19 protein-coding genes are annotated in these 18610 nt (G+C 64.4%); 12 read left to right on the forward strand and 7 right to left on the reverse strand.

What is annotated here, in order from left to right:
- Positions 1-7 precede the first annotated feature (7 nt).
- Positions 8-820 carry a M15 family metallopeptidase gene (locus tag ABE493_RS11565; RefSeq protein ID WP_346499063.1) on the forward strand — a complete coding sequence of 271 codons (813 nt, stop codon included), beginning with the start codon at positions 8-10 and terminating at the stop codon, positions 818-820.
- A gap of 462 nt (positions 821-1282) precedes the next feature.
- Here the strand turns inward: ABE493_RS11565 and ABE493_RS11570 are convergent, their stop codons facing one another.
- The 5 genes from ABE493_RS11570 to ABE493_RS11590 all read right to left on the reverse strand — a co-directional run bounded on the left by ABE493_RS11570 (position 1283) and on the right by ABE493_RS11590 (position 5743).
- Positions 1283-1957, reverse strand: coding sequence for a DNA-3-methyladenine glycosylase family protein (locus ABE493_RS11570; protein ID WP_346499064.1), 675 nt, complete (start codon positions 1955-1957; stop codon positions 1283-1285).
- Between the two features lie 3 nt (positions 1958-1960).
- Positions 1961-2332 (reverse strand): DUF423 domain-containing protein, encoded by a 372-nt coding sequence (locus ABE493_RS11575; protein ID WP_346499065.1) that lies wholly within the window; start codon positions 2330-2332, stop codon positions 1961-1963.
- A 98-nt stretch (positions 2333-2430) separates the two neighbouring features.
- Positions 2431-3579, reverse strand: a complete 1149-nt coding sequence (locus ABE493_RS11580) for an SRPBCC family protein (protein ID WP_346499066.1) — start codon at positions 3577-3579, stop codon at positions 2431-2433.
- A 323-nt stretch (positions 3580-3902) separates the two neighbouring features.
- Positions 3903-4544, reverse strand: coding sequence for a response regulator (locus tag ABE493_RS11585; RefSeq protein WP_057630117.1), 642 nt, complete (start codon positions 4542-4544; stop codon positions 3903-3905).
- Positions 4544-5743 (reverse strand): sensor histidine kinase, encoded by a 1200-nt coding sequence (locus ABE493_RS11590; RefSeq protein ID WP_346499067.1) that lies wholly within the window; start codon positions 5741-5743, stop codon positions 4544-4546. The genes ABE493_RS11585 and ABE493_RS11590 overlap by 1 nt, the downstream gene beginning before the upstream one ends.
- A 149-nt stretch (positions 5744-5892) precedes the next feature.
- Here ABE493_RS11590 and ABE493_RS11595 point away from each other — a divergent pair, with 149 nt between their 5' ends.
- Genes ABE493_RS11595 through ABE493_RS11615 form a run of 5 tightly spaced genes read left to right on the forward strand, consistent with a single transcriptional unit; the run spans position 5893 to position 8911 of the window.
- Positions 5893-6483: a GNAT family N-acetyltransferase gene (locus ABE493_RS11595; RefSeq protein ID WP_282271145.1), complete on the forward strand. Its 591-nt coding sequence runs from the start codon at positions 5893-5895 to the stop codon at positions 6481-6483.
- Position 6484: 1 nt separating this feature from the next.
- On the forward strand, positions 6485-7285 hold the full coding sequence (gene minC / locus ABE493_RS11600; protein WP_346499068.1) for a septum site-determining protein MinC: 801 nt from the start codon (positions 6485-6487) through the stop codon (positions 7283-7285).
- Positions 7286-7317: 32 nt separating this feature from the next.
- Positions 7318-8127, forward strand: coding sequence for a septum site-determining protein MinD (gene minD / locus ABE493_RS11605; protein WP_346499069.1), 810 nt, complete (start codon positions 7318-7320; stop codon positions 8125-8127).
- 2 nt (positions 8128-8129) lie between these two features.
- Positions 8130-8381 carry a cell division topological specificity factor MinE gene (minE, locus tag ABE493_RS11610; RefSeq protein WP_057630107.1) on the forward strand — a complete coding sequence of 84 codons (252 nt, stop codon included), beginning with the start codon at positions 8130-8132 and terminating at the stop codon, positions 8379-8381.
- A 41-nt stretch (positions 8382-8422) separates the two neighbouring features.
- Entirely contained in the window at positions 8423-8911 is a 489-nt protein-coding gene (locus tag ABE493_RS11615; RefSeq protein ID WP_430980765.1) for a hypothetical protein, read from the forward strand.
- Positions 8912-9022: 111 nt separating this feature from the next.
- On the opposite strand, the gene ABE493_RS11620 is transcribed toward ABE493_RS11615, so the two are convergent.
- A complete protein-coding gene (locus tag ABE493_RS11620) occupies positions 9023-10303 on the reverse strand; it encodes a sensor histidine kinase (RefSeq protein ID WP_346499070.1) in 1281 nt (426 codons plus the stop codon).
- Positions 10300-10992, reverse strand: a complete 693-nt coding sequence (locus ABE493_RS11625) for a response regulator transcription factor (RefSeq protein ID WP_346499071.1) — start codon at positions 10990-10992, stop codon at positions 10300-10302. The genes ABE493_RS11620 and ABE493_RS11625 overlap by 4 nt, the downstream gene beginning before the upstream one ends.
- Before the next feature lie 177 nt (positions 10993-11169).
- On the opposite strand from ABE493_RS11625, the gene ABE493_RS11630 reads away from it, so the two are divergent.
- The 6 genes from ABE493_RS11630 to ABE493_RS11655 all read left to right on the forward strand — a co-directional run bounded on the left by ABE493_RS11630 (position 11170) and on the right by ABE493_RS11655 (position 18566).
- A complete protein-coding gene (locus tag ABE493_RS11630) occupies positions 11170-12900 on the forward strand; it encodes an ArnT family glycosyltransferase (protein WP_430980766.1) in 1731 nt (576 codons plus the stop codon).
- A gap of 157 nt (positions 12901-13057) precedes the next feature.
- On the forward strand, positions 13058-13828 hold the full coding sequence (locus ABE493_RS11635) for a phosphatase PAP2 family protein (RefSeq protein WP_346499072.1): 771 nt from the start codon (positions 13058-13060) through the stop codon (positions 13826-13828).
- Entirely contained in the window at positions 13825-15480 is a 1656-nt protein-coding gene (locus ABE493_RS11640; RefSeq protein ID WP_346499073.1) for a phosphoethanolamine transferase, read from the forward strand. The genes ABE493_RS11635 and ABE493_RS11640 overlap by 4 nt, the downstream gene beginning before the upstream one ends.
- 64 nt (positions 15481-15544) lie before the next feature.
- Positions 15545-15895, forward strand: a complete 351-nt coding sequence (locus ABE493_RS11645; protein ID WP_346499074.1) for a hypothetical protein — start codon at positions 15545-15547, stop codon at positions 15893-15895.
- 151 nt (positions 15896-16046) lie between these two features.
- Complete coding sequence (locus ABE493_RS11650; RefSeq protein ID WP_346499075.1) at positions 16047-16481, forward strand: EamA family transporter; 435 nt, start codon at positions 16047-16049, stop codon at positions 16479-16481.
- A 69-nt stretch (positions 16482-16550) separates the two neighbouring features.
- Positions 16551-18566: a M2 family metallopeptidase gene (locus ABE493_RS11655; RefSeq protein ID WP_346499076.1), complete on the forward strand. Its 2016-nt coding sequence runs from the start codon at positions 16551-16553 to the stop codon at positions 18564-18566.
- Positions 18567-18610 lie beyond the last annotated feature (44 nt).

The raw sequence follows: 18610 nt of genomic DNA on the forward strand, positions 1-18610 counted from the left end.
TGCGCGTATGCGCAACGCTCCCCATATCCTGCTCAATACGCCCGACATCGAAATCTGGCCGGGCGGCCTGCTGCGTGCGCGCAGCAGCGACGATGCCCGCATCCTCGCCCGCGCAAGCCATGTGCTGCGACGCAAGCGCGACGGCCGCTATCTGGCCGCACAGCTGGGCGGCGGGCTGATGCCGCTGGTCAATCGGCTGGCGGACGAGCCCGGCATCGACTTCGCATTGACCGCACTCGACGCCCTGCGCACGCAGCCATCACGCATACCACCGCCGGGCGGCAGCTTGCCGCTGCAACAACTGCATCTGCACCTGCAGCAACTGGACCTGGATGCCGACGCATATGCCACGCAGACCGGCCTGCCGCTGGTCGCCGAACCTGCGCATCTGCGCCTGGCCGGCTTCGATCGCTACCGTCGCCCGCTCTGGCTGACCACCGCTGCAGCGCGCGGCTGGCAGCGCATGCAGCAGGCTGCCGCCATCGATGGCGTAGCGCTGGATGCGATCTCCGGCTACCGCAGCCACGACTATCAACTCGGCATTTTCGAACGCAAGCTGGCACGTGGCCTGAGCGTGGACGAGATCCTCACCGTCAACGCCGCCCCCGGCTACAGCGAGCACCACGGCGGTGACGCGCTGGACATCAGCACGCCTGGCGAACCACCGGCCGAGGAATCCTTCGAGCACACCGCCGGGTTTGCCTGGCTGCAACAGCATGCAGCGCGCTTCGGTTTCCACATGAGCTACCCGCGCGACAACCCGCACGGCATCGTCTACGAACCCTGGCATTGGCGTTACCGCAGCGCAGAAGCGCTGTAGGAACGGGGCACACGGACGCCTGTGGGAGCGGCGTAAGCCGCGAAGCTGGTAATAGTCGAACCGCCGGAACAAACGCAATCAACCGGGCACAAACCAACCGCGGGCTGATGCGTGCGGCCGGCGATTCTCTGTGTTGATGGTTTATTTGCTTCGCGGCTTACGCCGCTCCTACAAGCGCCGGCATGCGCTGTTGTTTGTGGGAGCGGCGTAAGCCGCGAAGCTGGCGTCAATCAAACCATCGGAAAATCGCGCAGTGACTGCGCGTCGGGCGAATGTAAAGCGCTGGTTGGTATGCACAGGCTGTATTCCCTGCGCTGGAACTTCATCGGCTTCGCGGCTTACGCCGCTCCTACAAGCACCGGCGTGCGCTGTTGTTTGTGGGAGCGGCAGCTTGCGGCTGCCGTCGGCTCATCAGCTTCGCGGCTTACGCCGCTCCTACATCCTTACAACCTGCTGATGCGCTCAGTCCTGCGAGCGGTTGGTCTTTTGTTTGGGCTCGGCACTGAAATCGGCGATGCGCCACAGATAGAGGCTGGCCCAGGTCCGGTATGGGCCCCAGCGCTCGCCGCGCTCGGCCAAGGCTTTGGGGGTCAACATGGCCTCACTGCCATCCACACGTTGGGCGCCCTTGCGGATGCCCAGGTCATCTATCGGCAGGATGTCAGGACGCCCCAGGCGAAACATCAGCATCATTTCCACGGTCCAGCGGCCAATCCCGCGCACCGGTACCCAGGCGTCAACGATGGCGTGGTGGTCCATCAGCGACATCTGCCGCAGGTTGGGCAATTCGCCCGCCGCCTCGCGCCGCGTCAGGTCGCGCAATGCCAGTGCCTTGTTGCCCGATACGCCGCAAGCGCGCAGGCCGGCATCGTCGATCAGGCCCAGACTGGCCGCATGCAGGCGCTTGCTGCCAATCGCGGCCTCCACCCGCCCGACGATGGTCGAGGCAGCCTTGCCACTGAGCTGTTGGAACAGGATCGCCCGCGCCAATGCATCCACCGGATCGAAACTGCGCGTCCAGCCCTGCGGTGCCGGCAGCGGCCCCAGCCGGCGCATCCAGCTGGCCAGGCGCTTGTCCACCCGCTGCAGATGCGCCTGGGCAGTGTCGATGTCGAAACCGCGGCTATAGCGGGGCATGGCTCAGCGGCGCAGGGCACTGAGTGCCAGCAGCAACCAACCGCCCATCAAGGTCATGCCACCGGCCGGCGCCAGGGTCGTCGGCCACTGCATCAGCACATTGCCAACCAGGCTGCCCGAGAACAACAACGTCCCCACCAGCAACACATACAGTGCCCCGCGCCCAAGCTGGTTCAACGAGGCCGCGCCCAGACATACCAGCACTGCGCCATGGCCGAATGCGTACAGCGCGGCGGTATTCAAATGCGACTGTGCCAGCGCTTCGCTCACACCATGTGAGGCATAGGCCGAAAGCCCGACTGCCGCCGCCGCCAGCAGGCCGCCGCAGAACGCAAGAAACGAAGGTTTACGCGTCCGCCGCTCCACTCCCAACATGTCCTTCTCCCATCATTCAAGCCAGCACTTGCCACAAAAAAAACGCGCCGCTGGAAGCGGCGCGTTTCTTCGATCAGATCATCGTCAACTACCGATGATTACTTGACCGCCCAGTAGAGGTCGTAGGAACCATCAGTGGTGAAGGCCTTGGCCACGCCACCCTTCCACGACTCATACGGACGATCAACAACTTCGTTGCCGGTGGTGGTTGCCCATGCACGCAGGCCGTTACGGGCCAGGTCCAGGCCAGCCATGTGGCCGGTGTAGGAAGCAAATGCCGAGCGGTGCGCCGGAGCATGCACGTAGGTCACCGGGTTGCCCGCGGGGATCTTGACGGTCAGTTCGGCAGCGTCACCGGCAGCAACCGGTGCAGCAGCAACGGCCGGAGCAGCAGCTTCGCCGTCCTTCTTGTCAGCAGCCTTGTCGGCAGCCGGGGCAGCACTGCCCTTGCGAACCGGCAGAGCCACGTCGAAGGCGTACTTCTCAGCACCGAAATCGGTGGTGACGATACGCACCGGACCGGCAGCGACAAGACCATTGGCATCCATCGTGCGCTTGATCCATTCCATGTTGTCGTCGATCGACTTCTGGATGGCATCGTTGTTGCGGTCGATGTTACCGGCGTTGACCACCAGCAGGTTTTCAGCCGGCACCTGGATGACCTTCAGGTCGACCAGCGGTGCTTCCGGAGCGGCGTAGTCAACGTTCGGCACCGAGGCCAGCATGTTGGCCATGCGCGACAGACCCAGCTTCAGGTCGTCACCGATGTGACGGCTGACGTACAGGCCGGCGTAACGACCAAACAGGTCGAAACCGTAGTTGACGCTGTAGTCCTGGGTGATCTTGACGTTGCGGTCGTTCTTGCCGGTCGGCTCGAGCGTGAACGAGGTGACCTTGTCGGTACCGCGCGTTGCATCATCAATGGCGATCACGACGCGCTTGTTCTTCTCGCTATCGGTGATCTCCCAGCTACCCTGGCCCAGATCCTTGGAGGAAAAGTCCATGCGTGCGCCCTTGCCGGCGTCCGGACCACTGAACTTCAGCTCCACTGCCTTGTCGCGCAGCACAAGCGGATTCCAATCCTTGAAGCGGCGCAGGCTGTTGACCGTGTCATACACGATGGTCATCTTGCGATTGGTTTCGATGCTTTCGGTAATGTGGCGCTCGCCCGGCAGACACACGCCAATGAGGACAAACAGGCCAGCCACGATCCCCAAGGCGATCAGGAACTCGATAATACGGGTCATTCAGGAGTCTCCGGGGCCGATCCCACGGCCGGGTTGATTTGAAGGGAAGCCCCCATCCTATCAGGGTTTCCGCAGGTTGTTCAGCACATTTGGCGCACCGGTTTCCATTACCAGAACGCGCTATCTCCACGCCAGGTTGCAGGGTAGCGTATCAACCGCCAACCCTACGCGCCTTCAGCCGATAGCTTGCACCGTATTTCGCGTGCAGGGCGGCTATTTTCCACCCTCTCCGGTGCCCAGCACCAGCCCTGCCGGCATCTTTTCGCAATCAGCCTGCCGCATTCATCCAGCGCCGGGCAGGCGCACCTGCCCCGGCCCCTTGCTCAGACCAGCTGCAGTTCAAATGCCTTGAGCACGGCACGGGTACGGTCGCGCACACCCAGTTTGGAAAGAATATTGGAGACGTGGTTCTTGATGGTGCCCTCGGCCACACCCAGCGAATTGGCGATCTCCTTGTTGGAAAAGCCACTGGCCATCAGCCTGAGGATCTCGGTCTCGCGGTCGGTCAACGGGTCCGGCCGGTCCAGGCTGACGAACTCGTTGCGCATGTGCTCCAGCCCGGACAGCAGGCGCTGGGTCACCGCCGGCTGCACCAGCGAGCCCCCGTTTGCCACGGTACGGATGGCGCCGACCAGCTGTTCAAGGGTCACATCCTTGAGCAGGTAGCCCTTGGCGCCGGCCTTGAGCCCTGCCAGCACCAGCTGATCATCATCAAAGGTGGTCAGGATGATCGAGGGCGGCAGCGTGCCGGCGCGGCTCAGCGTCTGCAAGGCCTCCAACCCGGACATCACCGGCATGCGCATATCCATCAGCACCACGTCCGGCTGCACCTGCGGTATCACTTCCACCGCCTGGCGCCCGTCGATGGCTTCGGCCACCACTTCGATGCTGTCATCCAGCGCCAGCAGTGAACGGATGCCCTGCCGCACCAGGGTTTGGTCGTCGACCAGACAGACACGGATCATCAATTCACTCCTTGCGGCCCTGAGGCCAACATCATATTGGTTACCAGTGGCAGGCTGGCGCGAAGACAGAAACCCTCACCGCGTCGCGCCGAAACATCCAGCACACCCCCATATTGCGCCAGCCGTTCACGCATGCCGCGCAAACCATTGCCCGGCATTATTTCCTCAAAATCGCCACCGATACCGTCATCATGCGCGCAGATAACCACTTGTTCAGCGTTGCGCTCGACCTTGATCCAGAGATTGCGGGCACCGGCATGGCGCACCGCATTGGTGATGATCTCCTGCGTACAGCGCAGCAGCACGTGCGCACGCTCGGGATCTTCGACGCTGAACGGATCATCCACCTGCAGATGGATGTCCAGTGACGGCACCCGCTCGGTCAAGGGCCGCAAAGCCGCCGCCAGATCAATCGCGCCGCTTTCGCGCAGCTGGCTGACCGCCTCGCGCACGTCAGTGAGCAGCAATTTGGCCAGCGTATGCGCCTGGCGCACGTGTTCCTGCGCCTGGCCTTCGGTGATATGCCCGGCCACTTCAAGATTCAGGCTCAGCGCGGTGAGGTGATGGCCGAGCAGGTCGTGCAGCTCGCGCGAAATGCGGGTGCGTTCATTGACCCGGGCACTCTCGGCCAGCAACAGGCGGGTGGCGCGCAGCTCGGCGTTCAAGCGCCGCTGCTCCTCGCGCGCCTGGGTCTGCTGCCGGGCCACCAGGCTGGTGACAAAGATGAACATCGAGAAGCCGCCGTACAGCAGCGACTGCAGCAGCGCCTCGAACAGGGGCAGGCCCAGGATCAGGTTGTAGACCGGCAGCACCGCCAACTGGCTCAGCACCAGCCAGAAGATCCCCACCCAGCGGCTCAGCAGCCACGGGATCACCCCGGCCGCCACCATCATCAGGATGCTGCCCAGGCCGGTGGCCGAGAGGTAGCTGACCGCCAGCGCCGATACCGTCAGCACCAGCAGCGCCAGGCGGTCGTACCAGCTGGTATGGCCGGCGGCGTTGAGCCCACGGGTCAACCAGAAGTAGCAGCCGCCAAAAGCCAGGTAGGCAACGAACAGCCATACCGCCTCGCCGGCAGCCGGCTGCAGCACGCCCTCTTCCGGGGCGTACTGGGTATAGACCAGGGGCAAGCTGACCAGGGCCCAGGTAAACAGGCCGGCCAGGCGGAGCACACGGGTATGGCTGAGGTATCCCAACATCGGACCATGGTAAGGATCCGGGGGCCTTGGCGCCCTCCCTCGTAAGTCATGGGTGCCGATGATGGCTGCCGGCTCGCCCGGCTCGGCTGACCCATGCGATAATCGCGCCACAGCCCACTGGGCCGACCGCGATACCCCACGGAGTCACAATGTCGATTGTCATCCGCGACGTGCGCGAGCACGAGCTCGATTCCGTCCTGGCACTGAACAACAACGCTGGTCTTGCGATTCTTCCGCTGGATGCAGCCAAGGTCCGCCGTTTCTACGAAACCGCCGAGTATTTCCGGGTTGCCGAACGCGACGGCAACATGGCCGGTTTCCTGGTCGGCTACGGCAGCAACAGTGCACATGACAGCTGCAATTTCGCCTGGTTCCAGCAGCGCTACCCCAGCTTCTTCTATATAGACCGCATCGTGGTGGCCAGCCGCCGCCGCGGCGGTGGTGTCGGCCGCGCGTTCTACGCCGATGCCCAGAGCTACGCCGAGCTGCGCTACCCGCAGATGGCCTGCGAGGTGTTCCTTGACCACGGCGCCGATGCCGCCCTGCTGTTCCATGGCAGCTTCGGTTTCCGCGAGGTCGGCCAGAACACCATGCCCTCGGTCGATGTGCGGGCCAGCATGCTGCTCAAGGATCTGTGCAGCTACGAGTGGGTAAAAGAGACCTATGGCGACAACCTGCCCGACGTTCCCTGGGTAGGCAACACACGCCGGCTGCTGCAACAGCGGCCGACCGGAACCTGAGATGGCAGTGAATTTGGATTACGAACAGGCTGGTGAACTGAAAATCGGGCAGGTCGGCATTGCCAACCTGCGTATCCGCACCCTCGATGTAGCGCGGCTGAGCCAGGAAATGCGCGAGCGCGTGGCGCGCGCGCCCAAGTTGTTTGGCCGGGCGGCGGTGATCCTGGATTTTGGCGGTTTGAGCCAATTGCCCGACCGCGCTACCGCCCAGGAGCTGGTCAACGGCCTGCGCGACGCCGGCGTACTACCGGTCGCGCTGGCCTACGGCACCAGCGAAACCGAGACCCTGGCCCAGCAACTGGGCTTGCCCCTGCTGGCCAAGTTCCGCGCCCAGTACGAGCGCGCCGACGCCGAACCGGCCGCCGCCCCAGCGCCAGCCCCGGCGCCAGCAGCCACCCCGGCAGCAAGTAAACGCGCATCGGCAGCGGTGCCCGCCGCCGCCTCGCAGGCCGTCACCGAGGCCACCGCGCCACAGCCAGGACGCATGCAACTGGCCACCGTGCGCTCCGGCCAGCAGCTCTACGCCGAGAACTGCGACCTGACCGTACTCTCAACAGTGGGTGCCGGCGCCGAGGTCATCGCCGACGGCAGCATCCATATCTACGGTACGCTGCGTGGCCGCGCATTGGCCGGTGCCCAAGGCAACACCAGCGCACGCATTTTCTGTCGCGACTTCCATGCTGAATTAGTCGCGATTGCAGGACGGTATAAGGTACTGGACGATATTCCGGACAACCTGCGCGGCAAGGCCGTACAGGTCTGGCTGGAGCAGGACCAGATCATGATTGCTGCGCTGGATTGACGCAGCCCCCAACGACATTCAGGAGAGATCCTTTGGCTGAAATAATCGTAGTCACTTCCGGCAAAGGTGGCGTGGGCAAGACCACCTCCAGCGCCAGTTTGGCCTGTGGCATCGCGCGGCGCGGCAAGAAAGTCGCCGTCATCGACTTCGACGTCGGCCTGCGCAACCTCGACCTGATCATGGGCTGTGAGCGCCGGGTGGTGTACGACTTCGTCAATGTCGTCCACGGCGAGGCCACGCTCAAGCAGGCACTGATCAAGGACAAGCGTTTCGACAACCTGTACGTGCTGGCCGCCTCGCAGACCCGCGACAAGGACGCACTGAACAAGGAAGGCGTGGAAAAGGTCCTCAAGGACCTGGCTGCCGACGGCTTCGACTACATCATCTGCGACTCCCCGGCTGGCATCGAGAAAGGCGCGTTCCTGGCGATGTACTTCGCCGACCGCGCGGTTGTCGTGGTCAACCCGGAAGTGTCCTCGGTGCGCGACTCGGACCGCATCATCGGCCTGCTCGACTCCAAGACCGCCAACGCCGAAGCCGGCAAGCCGGTACCGGCCTACCTGCTGCTGACCCGCTACAGCCCCTCGCGGGTTGAAACCGGCGAGATGCTGAGCATCACCGACGTGGAAGAAGTGCTGGGGCTCAAGGCCATCGGCGTCATTCCCGAATCGGGCGACGTGCTCAACGCCTCCAACAAGGGCGAGCCGGTCATCCTGGACAACGAATCGCCGGCCGGCCAGGCCTACGATGACGCCGTGAGCCGCATCCTGGGCGAAGACCGCCCGATGCGTTTCATCACCGTGGAGAAGAAGGGCTTCTTCAGCAAGTTGTTTGGAGGATAAGCATGGGACTGCTCGACTTCCTGAGACAGAAGAAGACGACCGCCGAAACGGCGAAAAACCGCCTGCAGATCATCATCGCGCAGGAGCGCAGCACCCGTGGTGGCCCGGATTACCTGCCGCTGCTGCAGCGTGAGCTGCTGGAAGTGATCAAGAAGTACGTCAACATCGACGCCGATGCGGTCCGCGTGGACCTGGTCAAGGATGGCGCCAACGACGTGCTCGATATTTCCGTGGCCCTGCCCGACGACAAGTAACCAACATCCCGGCGGCTGCGGCCGCCGGGGCTTCTGCGCCCGTGAACGAAACCCCTGCCAACGATCCAACCCGCCCGGTGCTGTGCGTGGGAGATATCCAGTGGAGTGACGCGCTGAGCCTGCTCGCGCGCCATGGCCTGCGCCTGAACCATGTTGCTGCGGGCGAGAAAATCCCCGGCAGTTACTGGGGCGAGCCCGAGGCCGGCATCATCGCCTGCGATGTCTATGTGCGCGACGACACACCGGTGCATTCGATGCTGCACGAATCCTGCCACCTGATCGTGCTGCCGCCCGAGCGCCGCGCACAGGTGCATACCGACGCCACCGACTCGGTACCCGAGGAAGACGCCACCTGTTACCTGCAGATCGTGCTGGCCGGGCAATTGCCGGGCGTAGGCAGCGCGCGGCTGATGGCCGACATGGACAGCTGGGGCTATACCTACCGGCTGGGTTCGACCCAGGCCTGGTTTGAGCAGGATGCCGAAGATGCCCGCCAATGGCTGGTTGAGCGCGACCTGCTGCCGCTGTAATTGTGGGAGCGGCGTAAGCCGCGAAGCTGGCAATGCTCGGCGGCCAGCAACGCCGTTATCTGTTGATGTCCCGGCTTCGCGGCTTACGCCGCTCCCACAACAGCCCCCGCTCTAACGCGGTCTGGAGCTGCTCATATCCAGGGTAACGCGGGTGCCGCGCTCCGGCTGCGAATGGATATCCAGCCGCCAGCCCAGGTGATCACATAGCCGCGCGATCAGGTCCAGGCCAATGCCCGCGCCCGGGTTGCGCTCACCCTTGGTCATGCGCGCATAGACCTGCGCGACTTCTTCCGGGCTCATGCCGTGGCCGGGATCCTCGATGCTCAGCACCGCATCGGCGGAAATAGCCATGCGCACCACGCCGCGGTCACTGTTTTCGATGGCGTTGCGCAGCAGGTTGCCAATTGCGGCCTGCACCACTGCCAGCGGCGCAAGTATCCGGCACGGCGCCGCTTCCACCAGCAGCAGTTCCAGCTCCTTGCCCTTGGCCAGGTAACGATGGTCTTCGGCGATTTCCGGCAGCAGCTCATCCAGCGCCACCAGTTCACTCATCGCGGCCAGCTTGGCCGGGTCGCGCGCAAGCACCAGCAGCAACTGGATCAACTGCTCCATGCCGGTGGAGGTACTGCGTACCCGCAGCAGCTGCTGACGCGCCCTTTCCGGCAGGCCCGGCTGCTCCAGCGCCAGCTCGGTGGCGCCACTGATCACCGCGATCGGCGTGCGCAGCTCATGGCTGGCGGTGCTGATGAAGGCCCGCTCACGCTCGACGAAATGCTCATTGCGCTGCAGGTAGTCGTTCAAGGCGCCGGCAATCACTTCCAGCTCGGCACTGCCGCGCCGGTCCACATGCACGCGTTGCCCACGACGTTCGGGGCTCAGTTTGGCGATGTCCTGCGCCAGCACCGACAGCGGCCGTACCAGCCGGGTCATGCCCACCCAGGCCATCAACAGGGTCACCAGCAGCAAGGCCACACCAGCCAGCAGTGCCCAGCGGGTAATGAAGTGCTCAAGCTCGCCGAAATCGGTGATATCCAGTGCCAACACCACCCGCCCGAAGTCGGAGGTATCGCGCACCATCACCGCCATGTCCTTGCCTTCCAGCAAGGCCCCGTCATGCAGCCCGGGATGCAGTTTGGCCAGGCCTTCAGGGATGCCTGCGGGTACATGCGCCGCATAGAAGCGCAGCGTGTCCGAATCCTGCCAGTGGTAGTTCGGGTCGCTGCGCATCTGGCCGATGATGCTGTCCAGCTCGGTGTTCAACAGCGAACGCCACACCGCATGCTCGGCGTGCTCGTGCACGTAGTTGGCCGCACTGAATACCGCCAGCGTCACCAGTGCCACATAGATCGCCAACCAGCCCAGCAGCTTGCGGCGCAGGGTGCGGCGTGTCATTGCGCCGTACCTGCCGCCGGCGCGGACAGGCGATAGCCCACGCGCGGCAAGGTCTGCAACAGCTTCTGCTCGAACGGGCCATCAACCGCGCGCCGCAGTTCGTAGATATGTGAGCGCAGCATGTCGCCATCGGGGGGCTCGTCGCCCCACAGGGCGTATTCGAGCTGGTTGCGGGTGACCGCCGCCGGGCTGGCGCGCATCAGCACTTCCAGCAACTTGCGGCATGCCGGGTACAGATGCAGCACCTGTCCGCCACGCTGGGCTTCAAATGTGGCCATGTCCAGCTGCAGGTCATGCACCTCCAGCACCTTGCGCGGGTTGCGCCCATGGGTGCGTGCCAGCACCGCCTCCAGCCGCACTTCCAGCTCGGGCAGGGCGAAGGGTTTGGTCAGGTAGTCATCGGCGCCGGCGCGGAAGCCGGCGATCTTGTCGGGCAGCTCGTCGCGGGCGGTCAGCATGATCACCGGCACTTCGGAACGGAACTCCTCGCGCAGCTTGCGCAGTACCTCCGGCCCCTCCAGGCGCGGCAGCATCCAGTCCAGCAGAATGGCGTCGTAGCTCTGGGTGCCCGCCAGGTGCAGGCCGGTGATACCGTCCGGAGCGACGTCGAGCGTGTGCCCGCGCGCTTCGAAATAGTCGAACAGGTTGGCGATCAGGTTGCGATTGTCTTCGATGACCAGCAGCCGCATGCGGGCATGACCTTGCTGCCCCGGGCCGGGGCATTACCGACGTATCCTAGCGCCGCAATTGTCGGATTGTCGTCGGATTGGCTTCGGAACCCAGTCGAAGCCGGCCGTTGGCGGTTTCGACGCGTTTCCAACGTTGCCTGCGCCATCATCCTGCCAGCCTTCGACACCGAGCCGCCTGTGCACCCAACTCCGTCCCGCGCTCCCCGTAGCAATCTCTGGTTCGCGATCCTGATCGCGCTGGTCGTCATCAGCTTGCTGGCCGGGCTGGGCATGCGCTCCCCCAACCCGCCGGACGAACCTCGTTTTGTGCTGGCTGCACGGCATATGGTGGAAACCGGGCAGTGGTTGCTGCCACATCGCGGCAGCGAGTTGTATGCGGAAAAGCCGGCCACCTTCATGTGGATCCAGGCCGCCGCCTACAAGGTGATCGGCGACTGGAACCTGTCATTCCTGGTGCCATCGCTGCTGGCGGCACTGCTCACCCTGTGGCTGACCTGGGACATGAGCCGGCGCCTGTGGAACCGCCAGATCGCCCGCTATGCGGTGGTGGCGCTGTTCGTCTGCATCCAGTTCGGGCTGATGGCCAAGCGCGCGCAGATCGACATGGTGCTGGTCGCCATGACCACCCTGGCACTGTGGGGGCTGCTGCGACACCTGCTGCTTGGCCCCAACTGGTGGGCGCTGGCGCTGGCCGCTTTTGCCGCCGGCGCCGGCACCGTCACCAAGGGCGTTGGCTTCCTGCCGCTGTTGATGCTGCTGCCGTGGATGGCCTGGCGCTGGTGGCACCCGCAGGCCGCTGGCCCTGGGCGCAGCTGGCGCTGGTGGCTGTTGTTGCCGGCTTTCCTGGCCGGCACCGCGATATGGCTCGGCCCACTGGCCATTGCCCTGCTGCAGAACCCTGAGCCGCACCTGCAGGCCTATGCCAAGGAACTGCTGTTCAAGCAGACCGGCACCCGCTATGCCAACGCCTGGCACCATCACCAGCCGTTCTGGTACTACCTGCAGGTGATGGCGACGCTGTGGCTGCCGGGCAGCCTGCTCGCGCCGTGGCTGCTGCCAGCCTGGTGGCGCCGCTGCCGCCGCGCCGATCCGCGCTACATCCTGCTGCTGGGCTGGGCACTGCTGGTGCTGCTGTTCTTCAGCGCCAGCCCGGGCAAGCGCGAGGTCTACATCCTGCCGATGCTGCCGGCCTTGGCCGTGGCCGCCGCCCCCTTGCTGCCGGGCCTGCTACGGCGTACCAGCGTGCGCTGGCTGCTGCTGCTCTATGTACTGGTGCTGGCCATCGCCACGCTGGTGGTCGGCTATGGCGCGGTGCACGGTGATGGCTGGGCGCAGCGCAACGCGATCAAGCGCGCGATCGACCCGTGGGTATTGCCACAGGTCGGCTGGTGGCTGATCGGCTTCAGTGCCGCCTCGATGCTGCTGCTGGCAGTGCTGCGACTGCGCCGGGCCGGCCTGGCGGTGGTGCTGAGCACGGTGCTGCTGTGGAGCATGTACGGCCTGGGTGCGATGCCGGCACTGGATCCTTACAGCTCGGCCTCGTTGCTGATGGACAAGGTGCGCGCCCGGATCGGCCCGGACGCGCAGCTGGGCATGGTCGCCTGGCGTGAACAGAACCTGCTGCAGACCCATCCACAAGCCACCGACTTCGGCTTCAAGCGGCCGGTCGCTGAACAATGGGAGGATGCAGCACGGTGGGTGACTGAAGACCCGCAGCATCGCTGGCTGTTCGTGCTGGACAAGGCGATGACGCCCTGCGCTGACCGCAGCCAGGTCATCGATATCGGCAGCGCCAACCGCAACAACTGGCAACTGCTGCCTGGCACCGCCCTGCACGCCGATTGCATCGCCAAGACCCATGGCGTGGTGGTCGGCGGTGACGCCGCGATCGAGGACAGCGGCGACTGAGCGTTTCTGCGGCAATCCGCTGGCGGGTTGCCGCCTTCACATCATCAGCAGCGGCTGACGATGCTGAAGCTTCGACATAATTCCCACATCACTCCGACTGCGCTCCGACAGCGGCGGTAACAGCATGCAGCCATCCTACTGATGGCCTGTGTGCTCCATGCCCCATTCCCCCCGCCCGCTCCCTGCCACGCTTCAACCTGCCAGCAGTGCGGCCTTCGCCATGCAGGCCTTGTGGTTGCCGTTGCTGCTGGCATTGCTTGCCAGCACTGCCTTGATGGCCGGCGGCGGCGACCAGTGGTTGGCCGATCAGTTGTTCCAGTTGCAAGGCCAACAGTGGGCCGCCAAAAATGCCTGGTGGAGCGCACACCTTGTTCACAAGGGCGGGCGAAATCTCAGTTTCCTGATGGCGGCATTGGTAGCGCTGGCGCTGATCCGCAGCACCTTGCATCCGCGCTGGAAGCCGCTGCGGCGGCCGCTGGGCTATCTGCTGCTGTCTGTGGCCCTGTCCACCGGCATCATCGCTCTGCTCAAGTCCTGGACGCATATGGACTGCCCCTGGGACCTGCAGCGCTACGGCGGGCTGCGGCCGTTCATCGGCTTGTTCGAACAGCGCCCGGTACTGCTCGGCCACGCCGCCTGCTTCCCCGGCGGGCATTCCGGTTCGGCCTATGCATGGATAGCGGCGTATTTCTTCATGTTGCAGGTACGGCCGCAATGGCGCCGGCCGGCACTGCTGATTCCCTTGGCCATCGGTGTCGTGTTTGGCCTCACCCAACAGTTGCGCGGCGCCCATTTCCTGTCGCATGACCTGTGGTCGCTGGCGATCAGCTGGTCGGTCGCGGTGCTGTTGTACGCATGGATGTTCGCGCCATCCCTGGCCACTGCACGGGCACCCCGCCCGGTCACCACCGTTGGAGAAACCGCATGAGCACCACGCTTTCGCGCCCTGCCAGCCTGCGCTTGAGCTGGGACCGCCTGCGTGCGTTCCGCCCCGAGATCAGCACCGAAATGCTGATCCTCGCAGCCAGCCTGTTCTTCGCGCTGGCCTGCAACGGCTTGTTCTGGCGCAGCGCGATGGCGGCCAACCCCGGCAGCGTGCTGTTTGCGCTGTCCTTGTGCGCACTGCTGGTTGGCGTGCATGCGTTGCTGTTGAGCCTGCTGCTATGGCGCTGGAATGCCAAGGTGGTGCTGACCGCGCTGTTCATCACCACCGCCTTCGCGGTGCACTACATGAGCAGCTTCAATGTCTATCTTGACGCGGACATGCTGCGCAACGTGCTTGCCACCGACCGCAAGGAAAGCAGCGAGCTGATGACCCCGGCGCTGATCCTGCCGCTGCTGGCCTACGGCCTGCTGCCGACGCTGCTGCTGTGGCGCCTGCGCCTGCGCAAGCGCAGCTGGGGCAAAGCCCTCCTGTGGCGCGTTGCCTTCATAGCCGGCGTAGTGCTGGTGACCGGCGCCGGCGCGATGGCCTCCTTCCAGGACATATCGGCGCTGATGCGCAACCACCGTGAAGTGCGCTACCTCGCCACGCCAGTGAACTACCTGATCGCGCTGAAGCAGAACCTTGCCAGCTCCAGCCCGATCAAGAAGGAGCCCAAGCAGGCAATCGGCACCGACGCCAAGGTGCTGCCGCGCGCGGCCACCAGCAAGCCACGACTGCTGGTGCTGGTGGTGGGCGAAACCGTGCGTGCGCAGAACTGGGGCTTGAATGGCTATGCACGGCAAACCACGCCCGAGCTGGCGCAAACCGGTGCAGTCAACTTCCCCGACATGCATGCCTGCGGCTCCAGCACCGAGGTATCGCTGCCCTGCATGTTCTCGCCGTATGGCCGCCACGACTACGACGAGAAAAAAATCCGCAACCATCAATCCCTGCTGCACGTGCTGGAACATGCCGGCATCAGCACCTTGTGGCGCGACAACCAGTCCGGCTGCAAGGGCGTATGTGATGGTCTGCAGATAGAGCGCCTGGACGATGCCAAGACCCCCGGACTGTGCGCCGATGGCCGTTGCATGGATGAAATCCTGATCGACAACCTGGCCAGCCAGGTGCGCGCCAAGCCGGGCGACCGGGTGGTGGTGCTGCATCAGCTGGGCAACCACGGCCCCAGCTATTTCCAGCGTTACCCGGCGCAGTTCCGCCAGTTCGCACCCACCTGTGACACCCCGGACCTTGGCAAGTGCGAGCGCCAGGAAATCGTCAACAGCTACGACAACGCGATCCGCTACACCGACCACTTCCTGAGCCGCACCATTGCTGCGTTGCGCGGCCTGGACGACTACGACACCGCAATGATCTACCTGTCCGATCACGGCGAATCACTGGGCGAGAAAGGTTTGTATCTGCACGGCATGCCGTATGCGATCGCCCCCGAAGAGCAGACCCGGGTACCGATGCTGATGTGGTTTTCACCGGGGTTCGTGGCCGACCGCGGGCTGGACGTCCAGTGCCTGCGCCACCGTGCCGGGCAACGCACCGACCAGGACAACCTGTTCCCCTCGGTATTGGGCCTGATGCAGGTGCAGACGTCGGTGTATGACCGCTCGCGGGATGTGTTTGCTGGATGTACGGGGTGAATTGTTTGAGCGGGTTTGAGGGCTGAGGGAAAGCGCTGAGGCAGCGGCTCGATTGGTGCGGTTCTTGGCTCTTGGTTTTTTGTTTTTTGTTTTTTGTTTTTGGCTTTGGGCTTTGGGCTTTGGGCTTTGGGCTTTGGGCTTTGGGCTTTGGGCTTTGGGCATTGGGGCTTTGGGCATTGGGCATTGGGGCTTTGGGCATTGGGCATTGGGCTTGGGCTTGGGCATTGGGCTTGGGCTTGGGCATTGGGCATTGGGCTTTGGCTTTGGCTTTGGCTTTGGCTTTGGCTTTGGCTTTGGCTTGGGCTTGGGCTTGGGCTTGGGCTTTGGCTTTGGCTCTGGCTTCACCTTCCCTTCTCCCGCCTGCGGGGGAAGGTGCCCGAAGGGCGGATGGGGGGAAGCTTCTGCAATTGCGTGATTCGTGTTCCACCGATAACCCACCAGCTTCGCGGCTTACGCCGCTCCTACAACAAACTGGTGCCCCATCAGCTTCGCGGCTTACGCCGCTCCCACAAACAAGCGCTGTTCCGCTCCCCTAAGCAGCCGGCCACCGGCGACCTGGAGCTGTCATGACCACCTTTCCGCAATGGCTTCCGTGGGCGCTGCTGTCGGCGGTGTTCGCCGCGCTCACCGCCATCTTCGCCAAGCTCGGCCTGCAGAACATCGATTCGGACATGGCGATGCTGCTACGCACCGTCATCATCAGCGTGGTGCTGGCGATGTTCGTCGCGGCTGCCGGCAAATGGAGCAACCCGCTGCAGCTGCCCGGCCCCACCGTGGCCTGGCTGGCACTGTCTGCCTTGGCCACCGGCGCCTCCTGGATGTGCTATTTCCGCGCACTGCAGCGTGGCCCGGCCGCGCAGGTGGCGCCGGTGGACAAGCTCAGCGTGGTGCTGGTTGCCCTGTTCGCCGTCACCTTCCTGCACGAGCGCCTGGGCTGGCGTGAATGGCTGGGGGTGGTGATGATTGGTGGCGGCGTGCTGCTGATGGCGCTCAAGCGCTGACCTTTGTCCACTTGCGGCCCGGCCGCCGCCCCACTAGCCTTCGCCGGTACTTACTACCCGGGGTTTGCTGTGAAGAATCGTCATTTGGTCCTGGCCGCCGCCGTCGGCGTGGCCGTGCTCTCGTTGGCTGCCTGTAAAAAGGACGCCGCCACCGACACCGCCAAGCCGGCTACCACCCAAGCCGCACCGGCCGAAAGCGCCGACCAGTTCATTGCCCGGGTCAATGCCGAATACAAGGCCATGTACCCGGAGATGACCTCGGCGCAGTGGCTGTCGTCCACCTATATCAACGACGATTCGGCACGCGTCGCGGCCAAGGCCAACGAGCGCTGGCTGACCGTGCTCAACGGCTGGATCGAGCAGGCCAACAAGTACGAAGGCCAGCCGATGAGCGCCGATACCAAGCGCGCCATCAGCCTGCTCAAGCTGATGACCTCGATGCCCGCCCCGCGTGACCCGCAGAAGCTGGCCGAGCTGGCCGGCATTGCCACCAAGCTGGAAGGCGACTACGGCGCCGGCACCTACTGCGTGGGCGAAGGCGACAAGCAGAACTGCCGCCAGCTCGGCGACCTGGAGCACGTGCTGGCCGGCTCGCGCGACTATGACAAGCAGCTCGACGCCTGGCAGGGCTGGCACTCCACCGCCGTGCCGTCGCGCGCCAACTACCAGCGCTTCGTCGAACTGGTCAACGAAGGCGCCCGCGAACTGGGTTACACCGATGCCGGCCAGATGTGGCGCAGCGGCTATGACATGCCGGCCGAAGAGGTTGGCCCGGAAACCGACCGCCTGTGGGGCCAGCTCAAGCCGCTCTACGAGCAACTGCACTGCTACACCCGCACCAAGCTGGACAAGGAATACGGCAAGGACAAGGCCGAAGTGGGCGGTGGCATGATCGCTGCGCACCTGACCGGCAACATGTGGCAGCAGGACTGGAGCAACCTGTGGGACATGACCGCGCCGTACCCGAACGCCGGCAGCCTGGACATCACCGCCGCGCTGGAAAAGCAGTACCAGACCAATCTCAGTGGCGCCCTGGCCAAGGCCGGCGGCAGCGACCCGGCAAGCCGCTTCAAGGCGCAGCGTGAGGCCGAGCTGGCCACCGCCAAGCAGATGACCGAGCGCGCGCAGGACTTCTACGTGTCGCTGGGCATGCCCAAGCTGCCGGACAGCTACTGGCAGAACACCCAGTTCATCAAGCCGCTGGACCGCAACGTGGTCTGCCATGCCAGTGCCTGGGACATGAACATGGGCGGCGACGGCAAGGAAGTTGGCCCGGACGTGCGCACCAAGATGTGCATCACGCCCAACGAAGAAAACTTCACCACCATCTACCACGAGCTGGGCCACATCTATTACGACCTGGCCTACAACCCGCTGCCGCCGTTGTTCCAGGGTGGTGCCAACGACGGCTTCCACGAAGCCATCGGCGACACCATCGTGCTGGCGATGACGCCGAAGTACCTCAACTCGATCGGCCTGGTCGATGCGCAGCAGGAAAGCCGTGAAGCCACCATCAATGCGCAGATGCGCATGGCGATGTCGGGCGTATCGTTCCTGCCGTTCGGGCTGATGATCGACCGCTGGCGCTGGGGCGTGTTCGATGGCTCGATCAAGCCGGACCAGTACAACCAGAAGTGGTGGGAACTGAAGGCGCAGTACCAGGGCGTGGCCCCGGCCACTGCCCGCGGCGAGGAGTTCTTCGATGCCGGCGCCAAGTACCACGTACCGGGCAACACGCCGTACCTGCGTTACTTCCTGGCGCGCGTGTTGCAGTACCAGTTCTACAAGGGCCTGTGCGATGCGTCCGGCTATACCGGCCCGCTCAACGAGTGCAGCTTCTACGGCAACAAGGAAGCCGGCCAGAAGTTCTGGGCGATGCTGAGCAAGGGCTCCAGCCAGCCGTGGCAGGCCACGCTGAAGGAACTGACCGGCACCGAGAAGCTCGATGCCGCCCCGATGCTGGAGTACTTCTCCCCGCTGCAGGAATGGCTGAAGCAGCAGAATGAAGGCCAGATGTGTGGATGGCAGGCGGCTGCGCCGGCGGCGGCTCCAACAGCGGCACCAGCGCAGCCCTCGGCACCGTAAGCGCTGCAGCTGATGACACAAGCAAAGGGCGCCGCAATGGCGCC

It is taken from the genome of Stenotrophomonas terrae (genome assembly GCF_039674165.1).
In the GTDB taxonomy this organism is placed as follows: domain Bacteria; phylum Pseudomonadota; class Gammaproteobacteria; order Xanthomonadales; family Xanthomonadaceae; genus Stenotrophomonas; species Stenotrophomonas terrae_A.